Raw genomic sequence first — 14,764 nt, 5'->3', positions numbered from 1 at the left:
TCCGTCACGTCCCGCACTGCCCTTCTCCACCGTTGCTGTGCCAGAATTGTTCGCAATCCCTCGTCGAAAGCGGGGATCACCGACGGAAAGAGTTGTCATGCACAGCGTGGTGGAGTCCAGCGCGACCGCCCTCGAATCCGATCTCGACTGCGACGTGGTCGTGATCGGCGCCGGCGCCACCGGCCTGACCGCCGCCCTCCGGTTGCAGGAGCAGGGCCGCCGCGTCGTCGTCCTCGAGGCGCGCGAGCGCGTCGGCGGCCGCCTCGAGACCCGCGTGGTCGACGGCCAGATGTTCGAGCTCGGCGGCCAGTGGGTCTCGCCGGATCAGACCGCCCTGCTCGAGACGCTCGACGAGCTGGGCCTGGACACCTACTCCCGCTACCGCGAGGGCGAGAGTGTCTACATCGGCGCCGACGGCGGAGCCCGGCGCTTCACCGGCGACATCTTCCCCGGCGGCGCGGACACCGAGGCCGAGATCGAGCGCCTGATCGGGATCCTCGACGGCCTCGTCGCCGAGACCGACCCGTCCGCGCCGTGGTCGCACCCGCGGGCGCACGACTACGACCGGATCAGCTTCAGCGCCTGGCTGGAGGCGCAGAGCGACGACGCCGAGGCCCGCGCGAACATCGCGCTCTTCATCGCCGACGCCATGCTCACCAAGCCCGCGCACTCCTTCTCGCTGCTGCAGGCCCTGCTGATGGCGGCGAGCGCGGGCAGCTTCGGCAACCTCGTCGACGCCGACTTCATCCTCGACAAGCGCGTCCTCGGCGGGCTCCAGCAGGTCCCGGAGCGGCTCGCCGAGCGCGTGGGCGCCGAGCGCGTGCTGCTCGGCCGGCCCGTCCGCTCCGTCGAGTACGGCGACGACGGCGTGACCGTCCGCGCCGAGGGCGTCACGGTGCGAGCCCGCCGCGCGATCGTCGCCGTGCCGCCGAACCTCGTCAACCGGATCACCTTCGACCCGCCGCTGCCCCGGCTCCGCCAGCAGGCCCTCCAGCACCAGTCCCTCGGCCTCGTGATCAAGGTCCACGCGACCTACGCGACCCCGTTCTGGCGCGCCGACGGCCTCTCCGGCACCGCGTTCAGCCCGCACGCCCTCGTGCACGAGGCCTACGACAACTCCAACGCGGGGGAGGAGCGCGGCACCCTCGTCGGCTTCGTCTCGGACGAGAAGGCCGACCGAGTGCTCGCGCTGCCCGAGGCCGAGCGGAAGGCCGCGATCCTCGACTCGCTCGCCGCCTACTACGGCCCGGCCGCGCTCGACCCCGTCGTCTACTACGAGAGCGACTGGGCGTCGGAGGAGTGGACGCAGGGCGCGTACGCCGCGAGCTTCGACCTCGGCGGACTGACCCGCTACGGCGCGCTGCAGCTCGAGCCGGTGGGGCCGCTCCGCTTCGGCTCGAGCGACCTCGCGGCCGAGGGTTACCAGCACGTCGACGGCGCGATCCGCGTCGGACGGCGCCTGGCGCAGGAGATCCTCGACGAGGACACCGCCGACGCCGAGAGACAGCACGACACCGCCGACGCGACCGCGCCGGCCCGCGACCGTGAAGGAGCACTCCCCGCATGAGCAGCAGCAGCTACGCCGTCATCGACCCGGCCTCGGGCGAGACGCTGAGCGAGTACCCCGGCATCACCGACGCCGAGCTCGCCGACGCGATCGCCTCGGCCCACGACGCGTACTCCACCTGGTCGCGCACCGTGCCCGTCGCCACCCGCGCCGCGCTGATCGCCCGCGTCGCGGACCTGCACGTCGAGCGCGCGGACGCCCTCGCCGAGATCATCGTCCGAGAGATGGGCAAGCCGCTCGACCAGGCGCAGGGCGAGGTCGGCTTCGCGGCCGACATCTACCGCTACTACGCGGAGAACGGCGAGGAGTTCCTGAAGGACGAGCCGATCGCGCTGGCCGACGGCACCGGCTCGGCGTTCGTCCGCCGCTCGGGCCTGGGCGTGCTGCTGGGGATCATGCCCTGGAACTTCCCCTACTACCAGGTCGCCCGCTTCGCCGGCCCGAACGTGGTGAACGGCAACACGATCATGCTCAAGCACGCGCCGCAGTGCCCGGAGTCGGCCGCCGCGATCGCCGACATCTTCCGCACGGCCGCCGAGGAGCTCGGCGCCCCCGCCGGCGTCTACGTCAACCTCTACGCGAGCAACGACCAGGCGGCGACCGTCATCGCCGACCCGCGGGTGCAGGGCGTCTCCGTCACCGGCTCCGAGCGCGCGGGAGCGGCCGTCGCCGAGATCGCCGGCCGCAACCTCAAGAAGGTCGTGCTCGAGCTGGGCGGCTCCGACCCGTTCGTGCTGCTCTCCACCGACGACCTCGACAAGGCCGTCGAGGACGCGGTCGCCGCCCGCCTCGACAACAACGGCCAGTCCTGCAACGCCGCCAAGCGCTTCATCGTCATCGACGCGCTCTACGACACGTTCGCGGAGAAGTTCACCGCGGCCTTCACCGCCGCCCGCCCCGCGGATCCCTTCGCCGAGGGGACCCTGCTCGGCCCGCTCTCCTCCGCCGCCGCGACCGAGCGCCTCGAGCAGCAGCTCGCCGTCGCCCGCGAGCAGGGCGCGACCGTGCGCGCCAGCGGCGAGGTCACCGGCAACTTCTTCCCGCCGGCTGTCCTCGAGGACGTCACCCCCGAGATGAACGCCTACCGCGAGGAGTTCTTCGGCCCCGTCGCCGCGCTCTACCGCGTGCACGACGAGGACGAGGCGATCGCGCTCGCCAACGACACCCCGTACGGCCTCGGTTCGTACCTCTACACGACCGACTCGGAGCAGGCCCTCCGCCTGGCCGACCGCATCGACGCCGGCATGGTCTGGATCAACCTCGTCCTCGGCGACGCGGCCGAGCTCCCCTTCGGCGGCGTCAAGCGCTCGGGCACCGGCCGCGAGATGGGCCGCAGCGCCCTCGAGGAGTTCGTCAACAAGAAGCTGATCCGCATCGCCTAGGTCTCAGTCGCCCGGCGGGGCCGTGCCAGCGCGACGGCGACGTTGCGCTCCACGGTCTCTTTCAGAAGCGTCGCCTGATCGTCGTCGAGAGTTCTCCACGCGGTGTCGTTCCTCGCGGCGACGCCGCGCGCCACCTCTTCCACGAGAGTGACGACCTCCTCCTCGTCGATCCCCGTGCTCCTCGCGAACTTCCGCCAGTGGTTCTGCGTCACCGCCTGCGGGAACCGCGCGCCGGCGATGCGCATCGCCAGCTCCTGATCGAACGCCGGGTACAGGCCGGTCGGAACCGCGTCGTAGATCGGGGCCAGGAGGACGGTGTCGGGGCGGAGAAGGACGGAGTAGTTCTTGGCGTGCGCGTCAGCGTTGCCGATGAGGATGTTGAAGGCCAGCTGCCGGAGGAAGGCGCGCACCACCCCGCCGGTCGCGTCGACCGACCGGAGCTTCTCCACGATCTGCGCGGCCGTCACGGAGTACTTCCGTGCAACGTCGATGCCCAGCGCCTGAGCGAGATCCTCGGCATGAATCCGTCGCGCGAAGACGCTCTCATCGTCGAGAATCCGGTCGAAGCGCTCCACGACGAAGGCCGTCTGATCCTTCGTGTGCAGGACAGCCGCCCGGGGAGCATGGAGGCCGACGTCCGCAGCCAGCGTCAGCGCGGCCGCTTCCGCCGCCTCGAGACCGAGGTGCTCGAGGCGCGCGGGCTTGACGATGTGGGTCGACGGCACGGCGGCGTTCGACCAGTACCAGTTCCGGTCCACTCGAGCCAGGGCGAACTTCCCCTGCGTTCCCGCGAGGGAGAAGCGCGCGGGAGTCTGTCTCGGCACCCAGGCATCTGGATCGAGCTTGATGCTGTTGATGCGATCGGCCACGTCCCCATCGAGAGCGGGGTTCAGCTGCGCCGGTCCTGTCGGCGGTGCCTCGCCGTCCGGGAGGAGCACCAGGCCGCCGGCGACGTCACCGCCGACCGTGCGCAGGAGCTCGAACGTCCCCGTGCTCGCGACCCCGTACGCCTGTGCCATCCGGCGTCGCGTGTGCTCCTGGTCGGGCAGCAGGTTGTCGAGGAACCTCGCCGCCGCCGTGCGCGTCGTCGTGCCCTCGCGCGGCAGCGACAGGGAGATCGGCGTCGACGGTGCGTCGTCGGAGTAGGTGAAGCCGATCGTGCCGTCGGCGTCTCGGGTGAACCGCCCGGCATGTCTGCCTTCGAGCCACGCTTCGAGTCGTTCCGTCATCGCAGCACCAGGTCGGGAAGCGCGGTCGGCTCGACGCCCAGGGCGTCCAGCACTCGTCGCGCGGTCGAGGGCCGCGACACCGGCAGCCCGCGTTCGAGGCGTCGGACGTCGGAGACGTCCACGTCCGCGGTTCGCGCGAGGTCGTCGATCGAGAGTCCCATGATGCGTCGCTCCGAGCTCACAGTATCCGCCAGGTCTTCCAGACGTCGCAGGTACTCGCGTCGCGGTCGGTGCAGAGCCTCCCGCACGTAGTCGGAATCACCGTGGAGCGCGTGCTGCACGAGATTGGTGCCGAAGTCGACGAGCCCGGACTCCACCTCTCCACCCCACCAGTCCGCCAGCAACCCTGCGGGGTCCTGCGACGCGCGGAGCCGGCGGATGCGCGCGGCGGTCCTGGCGCGCTCCTGCCCCTCGAGGCCCGACAGGGTCCGCTCGTGCAGGGCGTGCGCCAGCGACTGCCGCGACCTGGCGGAGAGCGGACGGCGCGAACGTGCGCCGGGCACCTCCGTCACCTCCCAGCGGCGGCCGACCTTCGTCGCCTCGATCCGGCCGGCGGCGATCAGCGCCACCACGCGGCGCGGAGTCACTCCGAGTCGCTCGGCGGCCTGCTTGACGTCCATGACACAACTGTACCGCTCGGCGGTCGAGCGTCCTCGGCTCGGGTCGCTCCCCGTTCGGTGAGGAGCGCGTCCTGCGCCCGGCCCACCGTCTCCGCGCAGGCGAGGTCTGGAGAGACGCCGTTCGCGGTGACGTGGCCTGGCGCACGATCACTGCCTCGCTGAGATCGCCCGTGATACTCGTCCGGTCACGTCGAGCAGGTGCTCGCGGCGACCGAGAAGGGGAAGGGGAGCGACGATGATCGATGCGGAGCGCTGCACCTACCGGGTCCAGTGGTCGCAGGAGGACGAGCAGTTCCTCGGCACCGTGGCGGAGTTCCCCTCGCTCTCCTGGGCGGCGGACTCGTCGTCGGAGGCGTTCGCGGGGATCCGGAGCGTCGTCGTCGATGTCCTCGCCGACATGGCCGGCGCCGACGCCGGTGAGGGCTCGAGGCTCGTCGGGCCTGAAGGCGGGTAAACTCGCCCGTCATGCGCGTCTTCGGCTGTCCGCACTGCGAGGCGCGGGTGGAGTTCGAGGACGCGCGGTGCCTGCGCTGCGGCACGCCGCTCGCCTACGACGTCGACGCGGACGTGCTCGTCGAGGCCGAGGGGCGCGCGCTCTGCGTCTACCGCGGAACGATCGACTGCACCTGGCTCGCGGCGGAGGGCACCGGCGGCGCCTGCGCCTCCTGCGCCCTGACCAGCGCCCGGCCGCCGGTGTACGACGCGGCGACGCTGAGCCAGCTGACGGTCGCCGAGTTCGCCAAGCGGCGGCTGCTGCGCCAGCTGCGGCACCTCGACCTGCCGGTGCACCGCGGTCGGCGGCTGTCCTTCGAGCTGCTCTCCTCCGCGCAGGGCTCCGTGACGACCGGGCACGCCGACGGCGTGATCACCGTCGATCTCGCCGAGGGGAACGACGCGCACCGCGAGGCGCTGAAGGCCCGCCTCGGCGAGCCTTACCGGACGATGCTCGGCCACTTCCGGCACGAGATCGGCCATTACTACTGGCAGCTGCTCGTCGACGGCACGTCGCTCCTGCCCGCGTTCCGCGCGCTGTTCGGCGACGAGCGGGCCGACTACGGCGCCGCGCTCGACGCGCACTACGGCGGCTCCTCGACCGAGGACTGGGCGAGCGACCACATCTCGCAGTACGCCACGACGCACCCGTGGGAGGACTTCGCCGAGACCTTCGCGCACTACCTGCACATCGCCGACGCGCTGGAGACGACCGCCACGGTCGGCCTGACCGTCGCGGGGCCCTGGGGCCGCCTCCCCGAGTCGCTCGTCGGCGGCGTGCAGGCGACCGGAGCGGAGCGGGTCTCCGGCCTGGAGATGCCCGAGATCCTCGCCCGCTGGCACGGCTTCTCGCTCGCCCTCAACAGCGTGAACCGCTCGATGGGCAAGGACGACCTCTACCCCTTCGTCATCACGCCCGCGATCGCCGAGAAGCTCGCCTGGGTGCACGAGCTGGTGCGCCGCGGCGCACAGCTGTGACTCGTCGCCGCGGCGCACAGCTGTGACTCGTCGCCGTGGGATCTAGGAGTCAGGCCTCGCCGTCGAGCAGCCGGCGCGGCGCCCTCGCGGCCCACGCCTCGCGCAGCAGCTCGCCGAGCTCGTCCGCGCCGATCTTCTCCAGCCGCACGAGCACGCTCGGATGCCCGTCGTAGTGGCTCGTCGTGAAGTACGTCTCCGGGTCGCTCTGCAGCAGCGCCTCGCGCTCGCCGAGATCGGCCCGCCAGACGAGCAGGACACCCGGCCGCTGGTGCAGGCGGGCGAACATCCTCGGGCCGGCGTAGAAGGCCGGGGTGCCGTAGGCGGTCCGCTCCTCGGTGCCGGGGAGCAGGAGCGCCAGTCGGCGCACGTCGTCGTCGTCACTCATGCTCCCCAGTGTGCGCCGCTACTTCTTCTTGAGCGAGGACTCCTTGTGCGCGGCCTTCGCGTCGGTCTTGTCGCTCTGCACGATCCAGTAGGGCTCGTCGTCCGAGGCGTTGAACTTCTGCCCCTCGAACTGGAACTCCTTCGTCTTCTTCTCGACCAGCTCGCCGTGGGTCTCGCCCTGCGAGGTGTTCCAGCTGATCTTGTCGCCCTTCTTCATGAGGCGCTTCCTCTCTCTCGTGCCGCACCGGGGGTCCGGGGCAGCGTGATGGTGGTGGTGACGTCGACGATCGCCGGCGTGGCCGGTGCCGACGAGAAGCCGAAGCGGACCGGCGGCGACAGCGGGCCGAGTGCGCCGAGGTCCGCGCCGTCGAGCGAGGCGGTGACCCCGAAAATCGAGCGGATGGCGCGGACGCCGTAGTACTCCCGCCTGCCGTGGCCGGCCGAGCCGGCGGTGCTCACGCCGCGCACCAGCACGGAGGCGACCGGGGAGATCGCGGTCAACCAGGCCGGGTGCTCGGCGAGCGGCCGCGGCACGACGCGCAGCAGGCGGCCCAGCGGAGTGAGCTCGCCGAGCCGCAGTGCGAGCGAGAGCGCGCCGGCCGTGGCCTCGATCCCGCCGTCGACGCGGTGCCAGGCGACCGGCGCGAGCCGCACCTCGTCGAACGAGTACGTCGACCCGATGAAGTCCGCGACCTCGTCCGTCGGCGCGATCAGGAGCCGGTGCCCGTCCGCCCGCTCGACCATGGCGTCGGCGAACGCGCCGAACGGCGTGCTCTCCCACAGCCCGAGCACGATCCGGGTGCCGGAGGCCGTGCCGAACCCCGCGATGCGCCCGCTGAAGCGCAGGCGCCGCGAGGTCCGGCCCGGCCCAGTCATCAGGAGGCGGCGGAGCGCAGCAGCGTGAAGGACGCGTCGCGCACGATCAGCGTGGTGACCTCGCCCTCGACGACCTGCTCCGGGTCGCTCGAGGCGGCCAGCTGCCACTCGGCGCCGGGTGCGTCCGGCACCGTGAACTCGACGCCGTTCTCCGCCGAGTTCAGCAGCAGCGCGAAGCTGGCGCTGCCCTCGGAGCGGAAGACGAACGTGATCGAGCGGGCGTCCGGGTTGTCCCAGTCCTCGTCGGCGAAGCCGGCGGCGTCCGAGCGCAGGATGTCGACGGTCTCGGGACCGTCGCCGGGGGCGCGGCGGAACCACTTCGGCCGCAGGGCCGGCTCGGCCTTCCGCAGCGCGATCAGCTCGCGGGTGAAGGCGAGCAGGTTGAGGTCCGCGTTCTCCCAGTCGAACCACGAGATCTCGTCGTCCTGGCAGTAGGCGTTGTTGTTGCCGCCCTGGGTGCGCGCGAGCTCGTCGCCGCCGAGGATCATCGGCACGCCGGCCGAGAGCAGCAGCGTCGCGAGGAAGTTGCGGCGCATCCGGGCCCGGCGCTCGTTGACGGCGCCGTTGTCGGTCGCGCCCTCCGCGCCGTTGTTCGAGGAGCGGTTGTCGCTCTCGCCGTCGTTGTTGTCCTCGCCGTTGGCCGCGTTGTGCTTGCGCGAGTAGGCGGTGAGGTCGGCGAGAGTGAAGCCGTCGTGCGCGGTGACGAAGTTGACGCTCGAGACGGGGGAGCGCTTGTCGGCCTCGTAGACGTCCGGCGAGCCGAGGATCCGCTGCGCGGTCGTGCCGAGCACCGAGTCGGCACCGTGCCAGAAGTCGCGCACGTCGTCGCGGAACTTCCCGTTCCACTCCGACCAGTCGGCGGGGAAGCCGCCCACCTGGTAGCCGGCGGTGTCCCACGGCTCGGCGATCATCTTGACGGGCGCGAGCACCGGGTCCTGCGCGATCAGGTCGAGGAAGGCGCTGTGCACCTCGGCCTCGCCGGTCTGGCGGGTGAGCGTGGTGGCCAGGTCGAAGCGGAAGCCGTCGACGTGCATCTCGGTCACCCAGTAGCGCAGCGAGTCCATGATCAGGCCCAGCGCCGCGGGATGCGCGACGTTGAGGCTGTTGCCGGTGCCGGTGGTGTCGAAGTAGTTGGCGCGGTCGTCCTCGACGAGGCGGTAGTACGAGCCGTTGTCGATGCCCTTGAAGGACAGCGTCGGTCCCTTGTCGTTGCCCTCGGCGGTGTGGTTGTAGACCACGTCGAGGATGACCTCGAGGCCCGCCTCGTGGAACGCCTTGACCATGGCCTTGAACTCGTCGACCTGCGAGCCGTCGTCGCCGGCGTGCGAATACTCGTTGTGCGGCGCGAAGAAGCCGAGCGAGTTGTAGCCCCAGTAGTTGCGCAGGCCCTTCTCGACGAGGTGCGAGTCCTGCACGAACTGGTGCACCGGCAGCAGCTCGACCGAGGTCACGCCGAGGTCGGTGAAGTGCTTGATCGACGCGGGGTGCGCGAGGCCGCGGTAGGTGCCGCGGACGTTCTCGGGCACGTCCGGGTGCAGCTGAGTGAAGCCCTTCACGTGCACCTCGTAGACGACGGTCTCGTCCAGCGGGATGCGCGGGGCCTCGTCGCCGGTCCAGTCGAAGGAGTCGGGGTCGGTCACGACGCAGCGCGGCACGGCGGCCGCGTCGTCGGCGTCGTTGCGCGTGTCGGCGTCCTCGTAGAACTGGCCGAAGACGTCCTCGCTCCAGTCGTAGCCGCCCTCGATCGCGGTGGCGTGCGGGTCGAGCAGGAGCTTCGCGGCGTTGTGGCGGAGGCCGTTGGCGGGGTCCCAGGGGCCGTCGACGCGCAGACCGTAGCGGGTGCCGACCGTCATCTCGGGGACGATGCCGTGGAAGACGTGTCCGGTGCGCTCGGAGAGGGCGACACGGGTCTCGGCTCCGGAGGAGTCGAAGAGGCAGACCTCGACGCTGTCCGCGGTCTCGGAGTAGACGGCGACGTTCGCGCCGGCGTCGCCGCGCAGGGAGACGCCGAGGGGATAGGGGAAGGAACGGGGAGATGCGGGCATGCGACCATCCTGACGAACGCTCCCTGAGCGGTTCTCGCCCTTGTCCAGCGGGGCACGGGCCGGTACTGTTCCGGACCCCTCTCCACGCGCCACCCTGGCGCGATCGGCCCGCCGAGGCATATAGTCAGCTGGCTTACTAATTGAGCTCCGGACCGGTTCCGGGGCGGAGGAGGACGGCCTCATGGCTCTCGCAGCAGCTCGGCGCCGCTGGATCGGACTGATCGTGATCAGCCTCGGCGTCGCGACGATCATCGTCGACTCGACGATCGTGAACGTGGCGATCCCGTCGATCGTCGCGGACCTCGGCATCACCTCGACCCAGGTGCAGTGGGTGCAGGAGTCCTACACGCTCGTCTTCGCCGCGCTCCTGCTCGCCTTCGGCACGCTCGCCGACCGCTGGGGGCGGCGCCGGATGCTCGTCGTCGGCATCGCGCTGTTCGCGCTCTCGTCCGTGGCCGCCTCGCTCGCGGCCACCGGCGACCTGCTGATCCTGTCCCGGGTCGTGCAGGGCGTGGGCGGCGCGATGGTGCTGCCGTCGACGCTGTCGCTGATCAACGCGACCTTCCGCGGCAAGGAGCGCGCGATCGCGTTCGCCGTCTGGGGCTCGACCATCGGCGGGATGACCGCCGTCGGCCCGCTGCTCGGCGGCTGGCTCACCACCGACTTCTCCTGGCGCTGGGCGTTCGGGATCAACATCCCGCTCGGGATCGTCATCGTCGTCGGCGCGCTGCTCTTCGTCGACGAGTCGAAGCAGCCGGACGCGGGTCGCGTCGACCTGGTCGGCGCGCTGCTCTCGGTCGTCGCCTCGGCCGGCCTGGTCTTCGGGCTGATCGAGGGCCGGAGCCTGGGCTGGTGGCTGCCCTCGCCGGTGCCGGTCGCCTTCGTCGTCGCGGTCCTCGCGACGATCGCGTTCGTGCTCTGGGGCCGGGCCCGCGAGCGCGCGGGCCGCTCGGCGATGCTCTCGCTGAGGCTCTTCCGGCTGGCCTCGTTCCGCAACGGCAGCATCGCCGCGATGATCGTCTCGCTCGGCGAGTTCGGCATCATCCTCGCCCTGCCGATCTGGCTGCAGAACGTGCTCGGCTACACCGCGGTGCAGACCGGGCTGGTGCTGATCGCCCTCGCGCTCGGCTCGTTCGTCGCCTCCGGCTTCGCGGGTGCGTTCGGCAACCGCGTCTCCGCCGTGCTGATCGTCCGGGTCGGGCTCGCGGCCGAGATCGTGGGTGTGGTCGGCATCGGCGCCGTCGTCTCCGACACGACGCCGTGGTGGGCGCTCGTGCCCTTCCTCGCCGTCTACGGCTTCGGCGTCGGCCTCGCCACCGCGCAGCTGACCGGAGTGGTCCTCCGCGACGTGCCCGTCGAGCTCAGCGGCCAGGGCTCCGGCACCCAGTCGACCGCCCGGCAGATCGGCTCGGCACTCGGCATCGCGGTGCTGGGCACCATCCTCTACACCTCGACCGCGGGCGTGCTCACCTCGTCGCTGGAGGAGCAGGGGCTGCCGGCCGCGCAGGTCAGCAGCACGGTGGACGCCGTCGTCGACTCCTCGGGAGCGGCCATCGCCGGACTCGCGGCCGATCCGGGCACGGCGGACGTCGCCCGCGCGGCCGGGGAAGCGCTGTCGGACGGCACGCGCTTCGCCGCCTTCGCCGCGGCGGGCTTCCTCGCCGTCGGCTTCGCGGCGACCCTCTCCCTCGGCGGCGCGGCGCCGCGCGAGGAGAAGGGCGAGTCCGCCGAGCCGGTCGGCTCGGGTCCGGTCAGCTCAGCGGAGCCGCGTCGTCGGCGGTGAAGACGATCTTGCCGATCGTCCGGTCGGTGCCCTGCGCCCGCCGCGAGAGCACGGCGATGACGTCCTCGAGCGGATGCACGGCGCCGGCCGTGGGGACGAGCTCGCCCGAGACGGCCAGTGAGACGGCCCGGCCGATGCGCTCGGCGCTCGCCGTCACGATCAGGTTGCTCACCTTCGGGCGGCCGCGCCGGACGAGGCTCGCCGCCTGGGCGCCGAGGTCCGGGCCGCTCGGCACGAGGGTGGCGTAGCGGCCGCCGTCGGCGAGGAGGAGCGCGGCGTCCCTCGCCGGCAGGTGCCCGGAGACGTCGAGCACCGCGTCGAAGCGCCCGCCGAGCACGCCGAGGTCGAGCAGGCGGTAGTCGTGCGGCTCGGCGCCGAGCGCGCGCAGGGTGTCGGCGGACGCGGCCGAGCCGGTCGCGGCGACGGTGCAGCCCGCGCGGAGCAGCAGCTGCACGACGAGGTTCCCGATCGCGCCGGAGCCGCCGCCCACCAGGATCTGCTCGCCGGCGCGGACCCGCAGGGCGTCGACCGTGCCGATCGCGGTGCCGCCGGACATCGCCAGCGTCACTCCCTGCACGTCGTCGAGGGAGTCGGGCAGCGGGACCAGCGAGCGGCCGCGGACGATCGCGGCGTCGGCGAACGCGTCGCCGTCGCGGGTCATGCCGACGACGCGGTCGCCGATCGAGACGGAGTGGTCGCCGGGGCCGAGCGCCTCGACCGTGCCGGCGATGTCGAGTCCGAAGCCGTAGGGGCGCTTCCGGCCGACCGCCATGATCCGGGCGGCACCGGAGAGGATCTTCTCGTCGGTCGCGTTGATGCTCGCGGCGCGCGTGCGCACCAGCACCTCGCCGCGTCCGGGCATCGGCACCGGGGCCTCCCGCCAGGACAGCACGTCCGGTCCGCCGAACCGCTCGTAGCCGAGTCGTCGCAATTCCCGCTCCCGTCGTCGCGCCGCCGAGGCGGTCGTCCTCCGAGCCTAGGCGCTGGCCGCCCGGTGCTACCGTGGCGGCCATGAGCGCAGACGACAGCCCCGAGTTCGCCGGATTCACCAGCGGAGGCTCGGCGAACGTCGAGCACCCGGACGACGTGCAGCCGGCCGACGCCGACAACGAGGAGAGCACGACTCCCGAGGAGAGCGCCGACCCCGACCACCCCTACGACTCGATGGCCGAGAGCGGCACCGAGAACGCCCCGGAGGACGAGGTCGGCTCGCGCGAGGACGAGGAGGGGCTGCTCGCCCCCGGCAGCACGGCCGAGGGTGCGGGCACCTCGCTCGGGGCCGTCCCGGTCGAGGCGCGGCGCGAGGCCGAGCCGCTCGGCGCGCACGACGGGGAGGCCGGCTCGGGCCAGCTCGCGGACGAGCGCTGGCGGCAGAACGGCGTCGATCCGCTCGGCTGACGCCGTCCCGCGCGGGGCTTCGCGTCCAGGAACTACTCCGGTTGCTCGGAGGAGCCCCCCTGGCGGGCCCCGTACGGTTCCGGAGGACGCGGCAGGCCCGCCGCGTGGACGGAGAGTCTCATGTCGTTGCTGTTCAACCGCACCCGGGAGCTCCGCTGGACCCCGGACGAGCGGAAGGCCCTCGCGGAGGCCGTGGCCGAGGACCGCGCCCAGCTGTGGCGCAGCGTCGGCGACCTGGACCGCACGGTCGTCGTCTCGACCGAGGACCCGGGCGTCCGCGGAGGCGCCCGCTGGCCCACCGATCACCGCGCCTTCCTCCGCGTCGAGCGCGGCTCCTCCGTGGTGCTGGCCACCGACGGCCTGAGCGATCCCTTCGACCGCCTCGCCCGCCCCGGCACCGGCCTCGGGCTCGAGCTGTGCCTCGAGACCTCGGCGCTGCGCGGCATCCCCGCGGCCGACCTCTGGAACCACTGGCAGTTCCGCGTCCTCTACGAGGCGGCGCGGCTCGCCGCGCTGCAGGGCGTGTGCTGCCGCACGGGCGTCGACACGGCCACTCTTCCGGGCGCGGCCGCACCGGCCGCCTGGGCGGACGAGCGCGGCTCGGTCGGCGTGCTGCTGGGCCTGCGCGGCGGCGGACTCCCCGAGCGCCTCGAGCTGGCGACGGGCGACGTCGAGCTGGTGACCGTCACCCCGCTCTGGCCGGAGGAGTACGCCTGGGCCTCGGTCGACACCACCGCCCGCGAGGAGATCGCGTCCCGCCTGCGCGCCCTGCCCCACGACGAGCTCGTGCACACCGCCCGCCCCCGCGTGGTCTGAGCCCCGCGGAAGAGACGCCCGCGGACATGCTGGTCGAGTAGCCCCGGAGGGGCGTATCGAGACCCGGCGTTCACGGCAGGCTCGTCGTCCGGCGGGGGTGGATCTCGATACGCGCCCTGCGGGCGCTACTCGATCAGCGTGTCCGGGAGTCAGGTGTACTCGGGGGGCTCCTCGGTGAGCACCAGCTCGCCGGTGCTGTTGGCGTGGGCGATCAGCTCGTCGATCCAGGCGCGGTTGAGCGCCGGGCGCCGGCCGCCGTGGAAGCGGAAGTGCAGCGGCGTGGTCGGGTGGATCCAGACGGAGCTGCGGCCGTAGCCGCTCGACTCCGGCTCGGTCCAGGAGAGGCTGAACGACTCGTTCCGCCGCATCTTCGCGAACATCGCCACCTTGAGGTGGGCGAGCAGTCGATCGTCGAAGTCGATCTCGAGTGACTGCGGCCCGTAGATCAGTCGTCCCATGCTGGCGAGGATACCGCCGCGGCGGGCTCCGGGTGGGTCGGACCGGGAACGGCGAACGCCCCGCCCAGCGGATCCGAGGATCGCGGTGGACGGGGCGTTCAGAGGTCGTTGCGACCCGGAGGCCGTGTGACGCTGGAGTCGGTGATTACTCGCCGACGCCGCGGATGTTCGCGGCCTGCGGGCCCTTGCGGCCCTGCTCGACGTCGTACTCGACGTGCTGGTTCTCGACGAGCTCGCGGTAGCCCTCCTTGGCGATGGCGGAGAAGTGCGCGAACACGTCGGCGCCTCCGTCGTCGGGAGCGATGAAGCCGAAGCCCTTTTCGGAGTTGAACCACTTAACGGTGCCAGTAGGCATTTCTTTTCCTTACGTGATGGTGACGCCCGCGTGAGCGGCCGTCGTTAGATTTCGCACAGCTGTGCGGTACCCGGTCCGCTCGTCCGCCGCGGGTGAAACACGCGTCGGCCGGTCGATCCGGGTCGTCTGGGGGCGGAGAGCGCGGCTCCTCGTGGGGAGTGCGACTGCGCGGGGGAGAACGTCCCGCTCACCGAGAGTGTCGGAGAAGCGGGGGTCGAACGAGGAACGGCGCGGCTTCCGCGGCGTCCTGTGAAGGGCGGTACCCGCGGATGAGGCGGGCGTTCGAACCGGCGGATCGAGGGCGATGCACTCGATCGTTGCGGTCTCTATCAGGGGCTGAGTCTCTTCGTCGTCGTGCGACTTCTCAGCCGTGGAATTCGG

Annotated in this window: 16 protein-coding genes; 7 read left to right on the top strand and 9 right to left on the bottom strand. The window is 71.9% G+C overall.

What is annotated here, in order from left to right:
- The first annotated feature begins 97 nt into the window (after window positions 1–97).
- The gene (locus EDF43_RS01235; RefSeq protein WP_132434950.1) at window positions 98–1,567 is read left to right on the top strand and encodes an NAD(P)/FAD-dependent oxidoreductase; all 1,470 of its coding nucleotides are present in this window, start codon (window positions 98–100) and stop codon (window positions 1,565–1,567) included.
- A complete protein-coding gene (locus tag EDF43_RS01230) occupies window positions 1,564–2,949 on the top strand; it encodes an NAD-dependent succinate-semialdehyde dehydrogenase (RefSeq protein ID WP_132434949.1) in 1,386 nt (461 codons plus the stop codon). The genes EDF43_RS01235 and EDF43_RS01230 overlap by 4 nt, the downstream gene beginning before the upstream one ends.
- Here the strand turns inward: EDF43_RS01230 and EDF43_RS01225 are convergent.
- Window positions 2,946–4,178, bottom strand: coding sequence for a HipA domain-containing protein (locus EDF43_RS01225; RefSeq protein WP_132434947.1), 1,233 nt, complete (start codon window positions 4,176–4,178; stop codon window positions 2,946–2,948). The two genes, EDF43_RS01230 and EDF43_RS01225, sit on opposite strands and share 4 nt — an antisense overlap.
- Window positions 4,175–4,798, bottom strand: coding sequence for a helix-turn-helix domain-containing protein (locus tag EDF43_RS01220; RefSeq protein WP_132435657.1), 624 nt, complete (start codon window positions 4,796–4,798; stop codon window positions 4,175–4,177). The genes EDF43_RS01225 and EDF43_RS01220 overlap by 4 nt, the downstream gene beginning before the upstream one ends.
- A 235-nt stretch (window positions 4,799–5,033) precedes the next feature.
- Here EDF43_RS01220 and EDF43_RS01215 point away from each other — a divergent pair, with 235 nt between their 5' ends.
- Together EDF43_RS01215 and EDF43_RS01210 are read left to right on the top strand one after the other, a co-directional pair.
- Window positions 5,034–5,252 (top strand): hypothetical protein, encoded by a 219-nt coding sequence (locus EDF43_RS01215; protein ID WP_132434945.1) that lies wholly within the window; start codon window positions 5,034–5,036, stop codon window positions 5,250–5,252.
- Between the two features lie 11 nt (window positions 5,253–5,263).
- On the top strand, window positions 5,264–6,268 hold the full coding sequence (locus tag EDF43_RS01210) for a putative zinc-binding metallopeptidase (protein WP_132434943.1): 1,005 nt from the start codon (window positions 5,264–5,266) through the stop codon (window positions 6,266–6,268).
- A gap of 49 nt (window positions 6,269–6,317) precedes the next feature.
- On the opposite strand, the gene EDF43_RS01205 is transcribed toward EDF43_RS01210, so the two are convergent.
- From EDF43_RS01205 to glgX, 4 genes are read right to left on the bottom strand one after another with little or no spacing between them, the layout of a single operon-like run.
- Complete coding sequence (locus EDF43_RS01205; RefSeq protein ID WP_123444796.1) at window positions 6,318–6,653, bottom strand: MmcQ/YjbR family DNA-binding protein; 336 nt, start codon at window positions 6,651–6,653, stop codon at window positions 6,318–6,320.
- 18 nt (window positions 6,654–6,671) lie between these two features.
- On the bottom strand, window positions 6,672–6,869 hold the full coding sequence (locus tag EDF43_RS01200; protein ID WP_123701627.1) for a DUF2945 domain-containing protein: 198 nt from the start codon (window positions 6,867–6,869) through the stop codon (window positions 6,672–6,674).
- Complete coding sequence (locus tag EDF43_RS01195) at window positions 6,866–7,528, bottom strand: hypothetical protein (protein WP_132434941.1); 663 nt, start codon at window positions 7,526–7,528, stop codon at window positions 6,866–6,868. Before EDF43_RS01195 ends, EDF43_RS01200 begins: the two co-directional genes overlap by 4 nt.
- Entirely contained in the window at window positions 7,528–9,573 is a 2,046-nt protein-coding gene (gene glgX / locus EDF43_RS01190; RefSeq protein ID WP_132434939.1) for a glycogen debranching protein GlgX, read from the bottom strand. The genes EDF43_RS01195 and glgX overlap by 1 nt, the downstream gene beginning before the upstream one ends.
- Window positions 9,574–9,754: 181 nt before the next feature.
- On the opposite strand from glgX, the gene EDF43_RS01185 reads away from it, so the two are divergent.
- Window positions 9,755–11,356, top strand: coding sequence for a DHA2 family efflux MFS transporter permease subunit (locus tag EDF43_RS01185; protein WP_123735549.1), 1,602 nt, complete (start codon window positions 9,755–9,757; stop codon window positions 11,354–11,356).
- On the opposite strand, the gene EDF43_RS01180 is transcribed toward EDF43_RS01185, so the two are convergent.
- Window positions 11,325–12,287 carry an NADP-dependent oxidoreductase gene (locus EDF43_RS01180; protein ID WP_132434937.1) on the bottom strand — a complete coding sequence of 321 codons (963 nt, stop codon included), beginning with the start codon at window positions 12,285–12,287 and terminating at the stop codon, window positions 11,325–11,327. The genes EDF43_RS01185 and EDF43_RS01180 overlap by 32 nt on opposite strands.
- An 80-nt stretch (window positions 12,288–12,367) precedes the next feature.
- Between EDF43_RS01180 and EDF43_RS01175 the strand changes: the two genes are divergently transcribed.
- A complete protein-coding gene (locus EDF43_RS01175) occupies window positions 12,368–12,754 on the top strand; it encodes a hypothetical protein (RefSeq protein ID WP_132434935.1) in 387 nt (128 codons plus the stop codon).
- 120 nt (window positions 12,755–12,874) lie between these two features.
- The gene (locus tag EDF43_RS01170) at window positions 12,875–13,570 is read left to right on the top strand and encodes a hypothetical protein (RefSeq protein WP_132434932.1); all 696 of its coding nucleotides are present in this window, start codon (window positions 12,875–12,877) and stop codon (window positions 13,568–13,570) included.
- Window positions 13,571–13,719: 149 nt separating this feature from the next.
- Here the strand turns inward: EDF43_RS01170 and EDF43_RS01165 are convergent, their stop codons facing one another.
- Both EDF43_RS01165 and EDF43_RS01160 read right to left on the bottom strand, forming a co-directional pair.
- Complete coding sequence (locus tag EDF43_RS01165) at window positions 13,720–14,028, bottom strand: hypothetical protein (protein WP_132434930.1); 309 nt, start codon at window positions 14,026–14,028, stop codon at window positions 13,720–13,722.
- Between the two features lie 145 nt (window positions 14,029–14,173).
- Complete coding sequence (locus EDF43_RS01160; RefSeq protein ID WP_123444803.1) at window positions 14,174–14,383, bottom strand: cold-shock protein; 210 nt, start codon at window positions 14,381–14,383, stop codon at window positions 14,174–14,176.
- Window positions 14,384–14,764 lie beyond the last annotated feature (381 nt).

It is taken from the genome of Rathayibacter sp. PhB179 (assembly GCF_004345345.1).
In the GTDB taxonomy this organism is placed as follows: domain Bacteria; phylum Actinomycetota; class Actinomycetes; order Actinomycetales; family Microbacteriaceae; genus Rathayibacter; species Rathayibacter festucae.
Note: the sequence above shows the minus strand (reverse complement) of the source record. Positions and strands in the feature narration are given on the sequence as shown.

What these genes read in the sequence shown, in the direction of transcription:
- EDF43_RS01235 (WP_132434950.1), top strand. Translation starts at nt 98, where the DNA reads ATGCACAGCGTGGTGGAGTCCAGCGCGACCGCCCTCGAATCCGATCTC.
- EDF43_RS01230 (WP_132434949.1), top strand. Translation starts at nt 1,564, where the DNA reads ATGAGCAGCAGCAGCTACGCCGTCATCGACCCGGCCTCGGGCGAGACG.
- EDF43_RS01225 (WP_132434947.1), bottom strand. Translation starts at nt 4,178, where the DNA reads ATGACGGAACGACTCGAAGCGTGGCTCGAAGGCAGACATGCCGGGCGG.
- EDF43_RS01220 (WP_132435657.1), bottom strand. Translation starts at nt 4,798, where the DNA reads ATGGACGTCAAGCAGGCCGCCGAGCGACTCGGAGTGACTCCGCGCCGC.
- EDF43_RS01215 (WP_132434945.1), top strand. Translation starts at nt 5,034, where the DNA reads ATGATCGATGCGGAGCGCTGCACCTACCGGGTCCAGTGGTCGCAGGAG.
- EDF43_RS01210 (WP_132434943.1), top strand. Translation starts at nt 5,264, where the DNA reads ATGCGCGTCTTCGGCTGTCCGCACTGCGAGGCGCGGGTGGAGTTCGAG.
- EDF43_RS01205 (WP_123444796.1), bottom strand. Translation starts at nt 6,653, where the DNA reads ATGAGTGACGACGACGACGTGCGCCGACTGGCGCTCCTGCTCCCCGGC.
- EDF43_RS01200 (WP_123701627.1), bottom strand. Translation starts at nt 6,869, where the DNA reads ATGAAGAAGGGCGACAAGATCAGCTGGAACACCTCGCAGGGCGAGACC.
- EDF43_RS01195 (WP_132434941.1), bottom strand. Translation starts at nt 7,528, where the DNA reads ATGACTGGGCCGGGCCGGACCTCGCGGCGCCTGCGCTTCAGCGGGCGC.
- glgX (WP_132434939.1), bottom strand. Translation starts at nt 9,573, where the DNA reads ATGCCCGCATCTCCCCGTTCCTTCCCCTATCCCCTCGGCGTCTCCCTG.
- EDF43_RS01185 (WP_123735549.1), top strand. Translation starts at nt 9,755, where the DNA reads ATGGCTCTCGCAGCAGCTCGGCGCCGCTGGATCGGACTGATCGTGATC.
- EDF43_RS01175 (WP_132434935.1), top strand. Translation starts at nt 12,368, where the DNA reads ATGAGCGCAGACGACAGCCCCGAGTTCGCCGGATTCACCAGCGGAGGC.
- EDF43_RS01170 (WP_132434932.1), top strand. Translation starts at nt 12,875, where the DNA reads ATGTCGTTGCTGTTCAACCGCACCCGGGAGCTCCGCTGGACCCCGGAC.
- EDF43_RS01165 (WP_132434930.1), bottom strand. Translation starts at nt 14,028, where the DNA reads ATGGGACGACTGATCTACGGGCCGCAGTCACTCGAGATCGACTTCGAC.
- EDF43_RS01160 (WP_123444803.1), bottom strand. Translation starts at nt 14,383, where the DNA reads ATGCCTACTGGCACCGTTAAGTGGTTCAACTCCGAAAAGGGCTTCGGC.